The organism is Enterobacter sp. 118C5, assembly GCF_034107645.1.
GTDB lineage: Bacteria > Pseudomonadota > Gammaproteobacteria > Enterobacterales > Enterobacteriaceae > Enterobacter > Enterobacter nematophilus.
On the sequence record NZ_JAWNEU010000009.1, the window covers coordinates 48273 to 61286 of the forward strand.

Here is a 13014-nt window from a genome sequence, read left to right on the forward strand (position 1 = left end):
AGGGTGTTGGCTCGGCTCCTGCCTGTGCCTGATAATGCCACTATAACCGCTATTTCCGCAGAAGTGGAATCCTGACGTATCATCGCGTAGTGTAGAACGGCCTTTTTTTCATCAGTCACGCCTGCTGATGAGCGTTAATTGAAGGAATAACAATAAGATTATGCAAAACCTGTCCCCTGCATCGCGATATCAACTGGCCCTGAATGAGGGCACTCATCAGCCTGATGACGTTCAACGTGAGGCGGTAAACCGTCTGGAGATGATTTATCAGGCGCTCACGGCAAAACCTGCTGAAGTAGAACAGAGCGGTGGACTCAAAGCCGCGTTTGGGCGCCTGCTCGGCAAAAAAGCAACGCAGGCCAAGACGCCGGTGCGCGGTTTATATATGTGGGGCGGCGTCGGTCGCGGGAAAACCTGGCTGATGGATCTGTTTTACCTCAGCCTGCCGGGTGAGCGTAAGCAGCGCCTGCACTTCCATCGCTTTATGCTGCGGGTGCATGAAGAGCTGACCGCGCTGCAGGGCAAAAGCGATCCGCTGGAGATTGTGGCTGACAGATTCAAGGCGGAAACGGACGTGCTCTGCTTCGATGAGTTTTTCGTGTCTGACATCACCGACGCCATGCTGTTAGGCGGCCTGATGAAGGCGCTGTTTGCCCGCGGGATCACGCTCGTTGCCACGTCGAATATCCCGCCAGATGAACTCTATCGCAACGGCCTGCAGCGGGCGCGCTTCCTGCCCGCCATCGATGCCATCAAGCAGCACTGCGACATCATGAATGTCGATGCCGGTGTTGATTATCGTCTGCGCACGTTAACGCAGGCTCACCTGTGGCTTTCGCCGTTAAACGCCGACACCACCCGCGAGATGGATAAACTCTGGCTGGCGCTGGCGGGTGCAAAACGCGAAAACGCACCGACGCTGGAGATTAACCATCGTCCGTTGCCAACCCTTGGCGCAGAAAACCAAACGCTGGCGGTCTCTTTTGCGACGCTCTGCGTGGATGCCCGCAGCCAGCATGACTACATTGCGCTTTCGCGCCTGTTCCACACCGTGATGATGCTGGATGTGCCGGTGATGACGCGGCTGATGGAGAGCGAAGCGCGGCGCTTCATTGCTCTGGTGGACGAGTTTTACGAGCGCCACGTCAAGCTGGTGGTCAGCGCCGAGGTGCCTTTATATGAGATCTACCAGGGCGAGCGGCTGAAGTTCGAGTTCCAGCGCTGCCTCTCGCGCCTGCAGGAGATGCAGAGCGAGGAGTACCTGAAGCTGGAGCATATGCCATAAAAGCCCCCCTCTCCCCGTGGCAGAGGGGGTGGGGGAGAGGGCATCAGGCGGCACAAACTCGCCCCCCGAAAAACCCATTCCAAATCACATTTAAGGGTCGATCTTTGACCTCAACTTCTCTATAATCTTGCGACCCCACGTTACGAGAAGGTTTTTTTCCCGAAACTTTCTATGTGTCGGCATGTGCTATTCGAAGGGGTAGGTTTGCCGGACTTTGTCGTGTGAACCTCAACTGACTAAACGTTTGGGTGTTCACCAACGTGTAACTTATTATTTGGGTAAGCTTTTAATGAAAACTTTTACAGCTAAACCAGAAACCGTACAGCGCGACTGGTATGTTGTTGACGCGACCGGTAAAACTCTGGGCCGTCTGGCTACTGAACTGGCTCGTCGCCTGCGCGGTAAGCATAAAGCGGAATACACTCCGCACGTTGATACCGGTGATTACATCATCGTTCTGAACGCTGACAAAGTTGCTGTTACCGGCAACAAGCGTACTGACAAAATGTACTACCACCACACCGGCCACATCGGTGGTATCAAAGAAGCGACCTTTGAAGAGATGATTGCCCGCCGTCCTGAGCGTGTGATTGAAATCGCGGTTAAAGGCATGCTGCCAAAAGGCCCGCTGGGTCGTGCTATGTTCCGTAAACTGAAAGTTTACGCAGGCAACGAGCACAACCACGCGGCACAGCAACCGCAAGTTCTTGACATCTAATCGGGATTATAGGCAATGGCTGAAAATCAATACTACGGCACTGGTCGCCGCAAAAGTTCCGCAGCTCGCGTTTTCATCAAACCGGGCAGTGGTAAAATCGTAATCAACCAGCGTTCTCTGGAACAGTACTTCGGTCGCGAAACTGCCCGCATGGTAGTTCGCCAGCCGCTGGAACTGGTTGATATGGTAGAAAAACTGGATCTGTACATCACCGTTAAAGGTGGTGGTATCTCCGGTCAGGCAGGTGCGATCCGTCACGGTATCACCCGCGCTCTGATGGAGTACGACGAATCCCTGCGTTCTGAACTGCGTAAAGCTGGCTTCGTTACTCGTGACGCTCGTCAGGTTGAACGTAAGAAAGTGGGTCTGCGTAAAGCACGTCGTCGTCCACAGTTCTCCAAACGTTAATCCATTCTGCTTACGCAGAACGATTGGCGAAAAACCCGCTTCGGCGGGTTTTTTTATGGATAATGCGCGGGTTATCCACAGTAACATTTCATATATCTTCTCTTTTTCCACATTTCCAGAATCCCCTCACCACAAAGCCATCAAAATCTGGTAAACTATCATCCAATTTTCTGCCCAAATATCGGTGAATACTCAATTTTTGTTCGATTCTTGAACAATGTGTCTTCTCGGGGATGGGCGATACAACATCTGGCTGGCCCCTGTTGGGCTGGTAGCAGTAAAAATTCTGAATATACCTGGAGGTTTTCATGGCTGTCGCTGCCAACAAACGTTCGGTAATGACGCTGTTTTCTGGTCCTACTGACATTTATAGCCATCAGGTTCGTATCGTGCTGGCCGAGAAGGGTGTCAGTTTTGAGATCGAGCATGTGGAAAAGGATAACCCGCCTCAGGATCTGATCGATCTCAACCCGAGCCAAAGCGTACCGACGCTGGTGGATCGCGAGCTGACCCTGTGGGAATCCCGTATCATTATGGAATACCTGGATGAGCGTTTCCCGCATCCGCCGCTGATGCCTGTTTACCCTGTTGCGCGTGGTGAAAGCCGCCTGTACATGCAGCGTATCGAAAAAGACTGGTACTCGCTGATGAACGTCATCACCAGCGGCTCCGCTTCTGAAGCCGACGCTGCGCGTAAGCAGCTGCGTGAAGAGCTGCTGGCAATTGCCCCAGTGTTTGGTCAGAAACCGTTCTTCCTGAGCGATGAGTTCAGCCTGGTGGATTGCTACCTGGCCCCGCTGCTGTGGCGTCTGCCAATCCTGGGCGTAGAGTTCAGCGGCCCTGGCGCAAAAGAGCTGAAAGGCTATATGACTCGCGTATTCGAGCGCGACTCTTTCCTGGCATCTTTAACTGAACCGGAACGTGAAATGCGTCTCGGCCGAGGCTAATGACTGTGGAAATGTCACAACTTACCCCACGCCGTCCGTATCTGCTGCGCGCCTTCTATGAATGGCTGCTGGATAACCAGCTCACGCCGCACCTGGTTGTGGATGTGACGTTGCCGGGCGTGCTGGTTCCGATGGAATACGCGCGTGACGGACAGATCGTACTGAACATTGCCCCGCGTGCGGTGGGTAACCTGGAACTGGCAAACGACGAAGTGCGCTTCAACGCGCGTTTCGGCGGCGTGCCGCGTCAGGTTTCCGTGCCGCTGGCTGCGGTGCTGGCTATCTACGCGCGTGAAAACGGTGCAGGTACGATGTTCGAGCCGGAAGCGGCATACGATGAAGAGGTTGCCAGCCTCAACGATGACGAAGGCATCACCGCCAGCGAAAGCGAAACGGTAATGTCCGTGATTGATGGCGATAAGCCCGATCGTGAAGATGACAACGATCCTGATGACGATCCGCCACCTCGCGGTGGTCGACCGGCGCTACGTGTCGTTAAATAAAAAAACAGGCCCGATTGGGCCTGTTTTTTTTACACTTCCAGGTAGTTGAGGATCCCGTCGGCCGCCTTACGACCTTCGGCAATCGCCGTGACCACCAGGTCAGAACCGCGAACGATATCGCCACCGGCAAAGATTTTCGGGTTGCTGGTCTGGAACGCGTTATCGCTGCCCTCTGGCGCAATCACGCGGCCCTGCGAATCCAGCTCCACGCTGTGCTTCGCCAGCCACTCCATGCTGTGAGGACGGAAACCAAACGCCATCACCACGGCATCGGCCGGGATCACATGCTCAGAGCCTGCGACAATCTCCGCGCGACGACGGCCTTTTGCATCCGGCGCGCCCATCTCCGTGCGCGCCATCTTCACGCCGCTCACTTTACCGTTGGCATTCACTTCAATACCCAGAGGCTGGATGTTGAACTGGAATTCCACGCCCTCTTCGCGCGCGTTTTTCACTTCGCGCTTAGAGCCCGGCATGTTCTCTTCGTCACGACGGTAGGCGCAGATGACGTGCGCCGCGTTCTGACGAATGGACGTACGCACGCAGTCCATCGCGGTATCACCGCCGCCCAGCACCACCACGCGTTTGCCTTCCATGCTGACGTATGGCTCATCGGCCGTTTCGCCATAGCCCATGATCTGCTTGGTGTTGGCAATCAGGAACGGCAGGGCATCATAAACGCCCGGCGCGTCTTCGTTCTCCAGACCGCCGCGCATGGACTGATAGGTGCCAACGCCCAGGAACACGGCGTCGTAATCCTTCAGCAGGTCGTCGAGCTGCACGTCGCGGCCCACTTCCACGTTCAGTTTGAACTCGATGCCCATGCCGGTGAAGATTTCACGGCGACGGGTCATGACCTCTTTTTCCAGCTTAAAGGCCGGGATACCGAAGGTCAGCAGACCGCCGATTTCCGGATGGCGGTCAAAGACCACCGCCTTCACGCCGTTGCGGGTCAGCACGTCCGCACAGGCCAGGCCCGCCGGGCCCGCGCCGATGATGGCCACGCGCTTGTCGGTTTGCTTCACGCCGGTCATATCCGGACGCCAGCCCATCTCGAACGCTTTATCGTTGATATAGCGCTCGATGTTGCCGATGGTTACCGCACCGAACTCGTCGTTCAGCGTACAGGAGCCTTCGCACAGGCGGTCCTGAGGACACACGCGGCCGCACACTTCCGGCAGGGTATTGGTCTGGTGAGACAGCTCGGCGGCTTCAAAAATACGCCCTTCATTGGCCAGCTTCAGCCAGTTCGGGATGTAGTTGTGTACCGGACATTTCCATTCGCAGTAAGGGTTACCGCAGGACAGGCAGCGGTCTGCCTGTGCTTTGGCCTGGCCTTCCGAAAACGGCTCATAGATTTCAACAAATTCAATTTTGCGGATCTTCAGCGGTTTCTTTGGCGGATCAACACGCTGCAGGTCGATAAACTGGTATACGTTCTGGCTCATCTGAATTCCTTACTGCGCCTGCACGCGCAGCTCTGCTGCGCTACGACTACGGTGACCCAACAGGGCTTTAACATCGCTGGACTTCGGCTTAACCAGCGCGAATTTCGCAGAGAACGCCGGCCAGTTCGCCAGGATCTCTTCGCCGCGCGAAGAACCGGTATGCTGCACGTGTTCGGTAATCAAACCGCGCAGGTGTTCTTCGTGGATGGCCAGCGTATCAACGTCCAGCACTTCCACCAGCTCCGGGTTCACGCGTTTGCGGAACTCACCGTCTTCATCCAGGACGTACGCAAAACCGCCCGTCATGCCTGCGCCGAAGTTCACGCCGGTTTTACCGAGAACGCAAACAATCCCGCCCGTCATGTATTCACAGCCGTTGTCGCCAATACCTTCCACCACGGTGATCGCACCGGAGTTACGCACCGCGAAACGTTCGCCCGCACGGCCTGCTGCGAACAGACGACCGCCGGTCGCGCCGTAGAGACAGGTGTTACCGATGATGCTCGCTTCGTGGCTGCGGAAGGCTGAGCCAACCGGAGGACGCACCGCCAGCAGACCGCCCGCCATGCCTTTGCCGACGTAGTCGTTGGCATCGCCGGTCAGATACAGCTCAACGCCGCCTGCGTTCCACACGCCGAAGCTCTGACCCGCGGTACCGCTGAAGTGCGCGGTAATCGGATCCGCTGCCAGCCCCTGGTCACCGTGCGTCTGCGCGATGTAGCCGGAGAGGGATGCGCCCACGGAGCGGTCGGTGTTGCGGATATCAAACCAGAACGTTTTGCTCTGCTTGTCGTCCACGTACGGCTTCGCCTGCTGCAGCAGCTGCGCGTTCAGCACGCCGTTATCGAACGGCGGGTTGTTCTCGGTGCAGTAAACCGCTTTGCCAGGGTGCGGCTGCGCGGTTTCCAGCAGCTTAGACAGCTCCAGCTTCTGCTGCTTCGCCGTGAAGCCTTCCAGCTCTTTGAGCAGGTCGGTGCGGCCAATCAGGTCTACCAGGCGCTTCACGCCCAGCTGCGCCATCAGCTCGCGGGTTTCGCGGGCGATGAAGTCAAAGTAGTTGGTCACTTTGAACGGCAGGCCGTGATAGTGGTTTTTACGCAGCTTCTCGTCCTGGGTCGCAACGCCCGTTGCGCAGTTGTTCAGGTGGCAAATACGCAGGTATTTACAGCCGAGCGCAACCATTGGGCCGGTACCGAAGCCGAAGCTTTCCGCGCCGAGGATCGCCGCCTTGATGATGTCGAGGCCGGTTTTCAGGCCGCCGTCCACCTGGAGACGGATCTTGTGGCGCAGACCGTTAGCCACCAGCGCCTGCTGGGTTTCCACCAGGCCAAGCTCCCACGGGCAGCCCGCGTATTTCACGGAGGAGAGCGGGCTTGCGCCGGTGCCGCCGTCGTAGCCGGCGATGGTGATGAGATCCGCATAGGCTTTCGCCACGCCGGTAGCGATGGTACCGACGCCCGGCTCGGAAACCAGCTTCACGGAGATCATCGCTTTCGGGTTGACCTGCTTCAGGTCGAAAATCAGCTGCGCTAAGTCCTCGATAGAGTAGATATCGTGGTGCGGCGGCGGGGAGATCAGCGTCACGCCCGGCACCGAGTAGCGCAGTTTGGCGATGTACGGGGTGACTTTATCACCCGGCAGCTGACCGCCTTCGCCCGGTTTAGCACCCTGAGCGACTTTAATCTGAATCACGTCGGCGTTGACCAGGTACGCTGGCGTGACGCCAAAGCGACCGGATGCCACCTGCTTGATGCGGGACACTTTGTTGGTGCCGTAACGCGCCGGATCTTCACCGCCTTCGCCGGAGTTGGAGTTGCCGCCGATGCTGTTCATGGCTTCCGCCAGCGCTTCGTGGGCTTCCGGGCTCAGCGCGCCGATAGACATCGCTGCGGTATCAAAGCGTTTGAACAGTTCGGATGCAGGCTCAACTTCGTCAATGCTGACCGCTTCATCGCCCGGATTGAGGGCAATAAGGTCGCGCAGCGTCGCCGCCGGACGGTTGTTCACCAGCTCAGCGTACTGCTGGTAATCGCTGTATTCGCCACTCTGCACCGCCTGCTGCAGCGTGCGCACCACGTCCGGGTTGTAGGCGTGATATTCGCCACCGTGAACGTATTTCAGCAGACCGCCCTGATCCAGCGGTTTACGTGCCAGCCAGGCGCGTTTGGACAGGTTAACCAGGTCCTGCTGGAAGTCAGCAAAACCGGCCCCGCCGATGCGGCTGACCACGCCCTGGAAGCAGAGGTTGGCGACGTCGTCGTGCAGGCCTACCGCTTCAAACAGCTTCGAACAGCGGTAAGAGGCAATGGTCGAGATGCCCATTTTGGACATGATCTTGTACAGGCCCTTGTTGATGCCGTTACGGTAGTTCAGCATCACCGTGCGGTAATCTTTGTCGATGGCGCGGGTGTCCACCAGACGGGCCAGCGTTTCGTAGGCCAGGTACGGGTAGATCGCCGTCGCGCCAAAGCCTAACAGCACGGCAAAGTGGTGTGGGTCGCGGGCGCTGGCGGTTTCCACAATGATGTTGGCGTCGCAGCGCAGGCTCTTATCCACCAGGCGCGTCTGGATAGCGCCCACCGCCATTGGCGCAGGCACCGGCAGACGGTTTTTGGCGATATTGCGGTCGGACAGCACCAGCAGCACGGTACCGTTACGCACCATCTGCTCGGCTTTGTCGCACAGCGCGTTCACCGTCTCTTCGAGGCTCGCTTCGGTCACGTCGAACGTAATGTCGAGCGTGTCGGCGCGGTAGTGCTCCTCGGTCATGGTGGTGAGCTGTTTGAAATCGGAGTACAGCAGGATCGGCGATTTAAAGGTCAGACGGTGCGCCTGGCCTTCGGCTTCGCAGAAGACGTTCATCTCGCGACCGATGCTGGTTGCCAGCGACATCACGTGCGCTTCGCGCAGCGGATCGATCGGCGGGTTAGTGACCTGCGCAAACTGCTGGCGGAAGTAGTCGTAAATAATGCGCGGCTGGCTGGAGAGCACGGCAAACGGGGTATCGTCACCCATGGAGCCGACTGCTTCCTGGCCGTTTTCGCCGAGCACGCGGATAACCGAGTCCAGCTCTTCCGCGCTGTAGTTAAACTGTTTCTGGAAGCTGGCAAGCGTATCGTCGTCCAGCTCGCGGCTGCCCACCTCTTCGTCCGGCAGATCTTCAAACGGCACCAGACGGCGCACGTTTTTCGCCATCCACTCTTTGTACGGGTGGCGGCTCTTCAGATCGTTGTCGGTTTCGGCGGAGTGCAGGATGCGCCCACCGCGGGTGTCGATAACCATCAGCTCGCCCGGGCCGACGCGACCTTTCTCGACCACTTCGTCAGGCTGGTAATCCCAGATGCCGACCTCAGAGGCGCAGGTGATGAGCTTGTCTTTGGTGATGACGTAGCGCGCCGGACGCAGGCCGTTACGGTCCAGGTTACAGGCAGCGAAGCGACCGTCGGACATAACGATGCCCGCCGGGCCGTCCCACGGCTCCATGTGCATGGAGTTAAAGTCGAAGAACGCGCGCAGCTCAGGGTCCATATCCGGGTTGTTCTGCCAGGCCGGCGGCACCAGCAGACGCATGGCGCGCACGATGTCCATCCCGCCCGCCAGCAGCAGCTCCAGCATGTTATCCATGGAGCTGGAGTCCGAGCCGGTTTCGTTCACGAACGGTGCGGCATCGTGCAGGTCAGGGATCAGCGGGGTCTGGAACTTATAGGTACGGGCGCGCGCCCACTGGCGGTTACCGGTGATGGTGTTGATCTCGCCGTTGTGCGCCAGATAGCGGAACGGCTGCGCCAGCGGCCAGCGTGGCACGGTGTTGGTGGAGAAGCGCTGGTGGAACAGGCAAATGGCCGATTCCAGACGCAGGTCCGCCAGGTCCAGGTAGAAGCGCGGCAGGTCAGCCGGCATACACAGACCTTTATAGATGTTTACCAGGTTAGAGAGGCTACAAACGTAGAACTCTTTATCGTCCTGGAGACGTTTTTCGATGCGGCGACGGGCGATAAACAGACGGCGTTCCATATCGCGCGGACGCCAGCCCGCAGGCGCGTTAACGAAAATCTGCTCAATGCGAGGCAGCGAGGAGAGGGCGATTTCACCGAGCACCCCTTCGTTGGTTGGCACATCGCGCCAGCCGACAATCGACAGGGTTTCGCGCTGAAGTTCTTCTTCAACGATGCGGCGTGAGGCGGCAGCCTTTTCAGGATCCTGATTCAGGAACAGCATGCCGACAGCGTAGTTTTTGGCTAAACGCCAGCCGCGCTCTTCCGCCACGATGCGGAAGAAACGATCCGGTTTTTGCAGCAGCAGGCCGCAACCGTCGCCGGTTTTACCATCGGCCAGGATGGCTCCACGGTGCTGCATACGGGCCAGTGCGTGAATAGCGGTACGCACTACCTTGTGGCTAGGTTCGCCTTCTATGTGGGCGATCAGGCCGAAACCACAGTTATCCTTCTCAAGGGATTTATCGTACAACATATCAGTGAACCTCCCCAGGCTCGTCGGGATTCCCACTGAACTTTACCGTGGCGCACAGGCGCAGAAAGAGCATGGCGACGGGGTTTGCGTTTCATACGCGGACCTCGCATTCGCCCTCTTTTTCATCCTTTCGCGCAGGTAAACAAGTTTGAGGACTTGCTTCAGAGGGAATCTCAATTACTGCATAAATATGATGAGCAGGCCGCTCATCCAGAAAGCTTCCAGCGGATTTCCAACTTATCGGGAATTGGTACACAGGTCAAATGGCAATCTTATTTATACAAATATGTGCTAAAGACTACTTATCGCTTTGTTTTTAAATGATATTTAACTATTTTTATAACCATCGAAAGGCCAGGGGAGCCGTGAAGGAGTGTGATCTGACTCACTATATGAAAGCGGTATTATTGATGCAGCGTGCTGAAATGCTGATTTATAGCAGAATAATAATCTGGTGATGTATTCAAACCCGCATAAAATCACTGTTTTTCAGTGTTGCCGCTATAAATGAAAAAAACAATCAGAACATAAGGAAAAGTAATCACAGATAGCGTGAATGAAATTGCAGTAATCCTGAGTATTTATTCATATAGATAAAGGCCGTCCAGGGCGATTGATCCAGGTCATCGCCGACAGAGGCTAAAAATGGCAGGCTTGTCCCCTTTCTTCGGGACGGTCTATCAGATTATGCAGTTACAGAAATTAGTCAATATGTTTGGTGGGGATCTTTTGCAGCGATACGGCGAAAAGGTTCATAAGCTGACGCTGCACGGTGGCTTTAGCTGCCCGAACCGCGACGGCACCATCGGGCGCGGCGGCTGCACCTTCTGTAACGTTGCGTCGTTTGCTGACGAAGCCCAGCAGCATAAATCCATCGCGGAACAGCTCGCCCATCAGGCAAGCCTGGTGAACCGCGCGAAGCAGTATCTGGCCTATTTCCAGGCCTACACCAGCACGTGGGCGGAGGTGCAGGTGCTGCGTTCCATGTATCAGCAGGCGGTCACCCAGGCCAATATTGTCGGTCTATGCGTCGGTACGCGCCCGGACTGCGTGCCGGAGGCGGTGCTGGATCTGCTCAGCGAGTACAAAGAGCAGGGCTACGAGATCTGGCTGGAGCTGGGCCTGCAGACCGCGCATGATAAAACCCTGCACCGCATCAACCGCGGCCATGATTTCGCCTGCTACCAGCGCACTACGCGGCTGGCCCGCGAGCGCGGCCTGAAGGTTTGTTCGCATCTGATTGTCGGCTTGCCTGGTGAAGGGCAGCAGCACGGCCTGGAGACGCTGGAAAAAGTCGTTGAAACCGGCGTGGACGGCATCAAGCTGCACCCGCTGCATATCGTTACGGGAAGCATTATGGCCAAAGCCTGGGAAGCCGGGCGGTTAAGCGGTATTGAGCTTGAGGAATATACGGTGACAGCAGGGGAGATGATTCGCCACACGCCGCCGGAGATTGTCTATCACCGCATCTCCGCCAGCGCCCGCCGCCCAACGCTTCTGGCACCGCTATGGTGTGAGAACCGCTGGACGGGGATGGTGGAAATCGACCGCTATCTTCAGGAAAACGGCGTGCAGGGGTCGGCGCTGGGCCGGCCGTGGGTTCCCCGCCTACCGGCGACGGCCGCCTAGCAGGCTTCCCAGCATGCCGCGCACAATCTGATTAGTAACCTGCCGCGCGGCGCTTTTCGCCATGGTCTGTACCACGCCGTCGCGCTTGCCGCCGCGCGGCCCGGTTGTACCAAACAAAATGTCTTTTAGCCCGCCGAGAATGCCGTCATCCACCGCGACTGACTGACCCTTCGCGGGTGGCGCATCCTGCGATTCGGCGGTTGCCTGTACCCCTTTTTGCAGCATCTCGAACGCGGATTCGCGATCCACCTCGTCCTCATACTTGCCGTACACCGGAGAGTGGTTAATCAGGCCGTTGCGCTCATCGTCGGTAACGGGCCCCATGCGCGAACAGGGCGCGATCACCATGGCGCGCTCGACGATGGAGGGGCTGCCCTTCGCATCAAGGAACGAGATCAGCGCTTCACCGGTGCCCAGTGCCTGAATCGCGGCTTCGGTATCAAAGGCCGGATTGGCGCGCATGGTTTGCGCGGCGGCTTTCACCGCTTTCTGATCCTTCGGCGTAAAGGCGCGCAGGGCGTGCTGCACGCGGTTGCCGAGCTGGCCCAGCACATTGTCCGGAATATCCGACGGGTTTTGCGACACAAACCAGACGCCGACCCCTTTGGAGCGGATCAGGCGAATGACCTGCTCGATTTTATCCAGCAGCACCTGCGGCGCGTCGTTAAACAGAAGGTGCGCTTCGTCAAAGAAGAAGACCAGTTTGGGTTTTTCCAGATCGCCCGCTTCCGGTAACTGCTCGTACAGTTCGGAGAGCATCCACAGCAGGCTGGCGGCGTAAAGCTTTGGCATCTGGTAGAGCTTCTCTGAGCTCAGAATGTTGATGATGCCTTTGCCGCTGCTGTCGGTGCGCATCCAGTCCTTGATATCCAGCATAGGCTCGCCAAAGAAGTGTTCGGCGCCCTGTTGCTCTAGCGTCAGTAGCCCACGCTGAATGGCTCCGACGGAGGCGCTGCTGATATTGCCGTACTGGTTCTGGAAAGATTTTGCGTTATCGCCGATGTACTGGGTAATGGCGCGCAGATCCTTGAAATCGAGCAGCAGCAGCCCCTGATCGTCAGCGATACGGAAGATGATGTTCAGCACCCCGGACTGCACGTCGTTGAGGTTGAGCAGGCGGGCCAGCAGCAGCGGGCCGAGATCGGAAACGGTGGCGCGCACCGGGTGACCTTTCTCACCGAAGATGTCCCAGACCACCACCGGGTTGCCGTGCGGCGTCCAGTCCGTAATGCCAATATTCTTCAGCCGTTCGAGCAGTTTTTCAGAAGCGGTACCCTCCTGAGCCACACCGGTTAAATCGCCTTTTACGTCAGCCATAAAGACCGGCACGCCAATCTCTGAAAGTGACTCCGCCAGCTTCTGGAGAGTGACTGTTTTCCCTGTGCCGGTGGCGCCGGTAATCAGACCGTGGCGGTTCGCCATCGCGGGCAGTAGATACAGTTCTTTTTCCAGCGTCCGGGCAATTAACAATGGTGTACTCATGATGCGCTTCCTCTCTTAGTCCTGGGTGGAGTATAGGCAACCTGACGGCAAAATGGTTGAGTAAATTGCTGACTTTGCGGCGCATTGTCCAGCGCGGGCTATGCTTTTGCATACGGTTCATAAA

At 57.4% G+C, this 13014-nt stretch carries 9 protein-coding genes; 6 read left to right on the plus strand and 3 right to left on the minus strand.

Going from position 1 to position 13014, the window contains the following annotated elements:
* The first annotated feature begins 160 nt into the window (after positions 1–160).
* From zapE to sspB, 5 genes are all read left to right on the plus strand, one after another.
* A complete protein-coding gene (zapE, locus tag UTO39_RS15540) occupies positions 161–1285 on the plus strand; it encodes a cell division protein ZapE (protein WP_320727534.1) in 1125 nt (374 codons plus the stop codon).
* A gap of 289 nt (positions 1286–1574) precedes the next feature.
* Positions 1575–2003, plus strand: coding sequence for a 50S ribosomal protein L13 (gene rplM / locus UTO39_RS15545; RefSeq protein ID WP_003860434.1), 429 nt, complete (start codon positions 1575–1577; stop codon positions 2001–2003).
* Positions 2004–2018: 15 nt separating this feature from the next.
* Positions 2019–2411, plus strand: a complete 393-nt coding sequence (gene rpsI / locus UTO39_RS15550) for a 30S ribosomal protein S9 (RefSeq protein ID WP_003860436.1) — start codon at positions 2019–2021, stop codon at positions 2409–2411.
* A gap of 308 nt (positions 2412–2719) precedes the next feature.
* Entirely contained in the window at positions 2720–3358 is a 639-nt protein-coding gene (sspA, locus tag UTO39_RS15555) for a stringent starvation protein SspA (RefSeq protein WP_028014589.1), read from the plus strand.
* A 5-nt stretch (positions 3359–3363) separates the two neighbouring features.
* On the plus strand, positions 3364–3861 hold the full coding sequence (gene sspB, locus UTO39_RS15560; protein WP_061099617.1) for a ClpXP protease specificity-enhancing factor: 498 nt from the start codon (positions 3364–3366) through the stop codon (positions 3859–3861).
* 29 nt (positions 3862–3890) lie between these two features.
* On the opposite strand, the gene gltD is transcribed toward sspB, so the two are convergent.
* Together gltD and gltB are read right to left on the minus strand one after the other, a co-directional pair.
* The gene (gene gltD / locus UTO39_RS15565) at positions 3891–5309 is read right to left on the minus strand and encodes a glutamate synthase subunit GltD (RefSeq protein ID WP_061096937.1); all 1419 of its coding nucleotides are present in this window, start codon (positions 5307–5309) and stop codon (positions 3891–3893) included.
* 9 nt (positions 5310–5318) lie between these two features.
* Positions 5319–9779, minus strand: coding sequence for a glutamate synthase large subunit (gene gltB, locus UTO39_RS15570; RefSeq protein ID WP_253543353.1), 4461 nt, complete (start codon positions 9777–9779; stop codon positions 5319–5321).
* 687 nt (positions 9780–10466) lie between these two features.
* On the opposite strand from gltB, the gene UTO39_RS15575 reads away from it, so the two are divergent.
* Positions 10467–11408 carry a TIGR01212 family radical SAM protein gene (locus UTO39_RS15575; protein WP_320727563.1) on the plus strand — a complete coding sequence of 314 codons (942 nt, stop codon included), beginning with the start codon at positions 10467–10469 and terminating at the stop codon, positions 11406–11408.
* Here UTO39_RS15575 and UTO39_RS15580 read toward each other — a convergent pair.
* The gene (locus UTO39_RS15580) at positions 11388–12890 is read right to left on the minus strand and encodes a DUF853 domain-containing protein (RefSeq protein WP_320727535.1); all 1503 of its coding nucleotides are present in this window, start codon (positions 12888–12890) and stop codon (positions 11388–11390) included. The genes UTO39_RS15575 and UTO39_RS15580 overlap by 21 nt on opposite strands.
* Between the last annotated feature and the right edge of the window lie 124 nt (positions 12891–13014).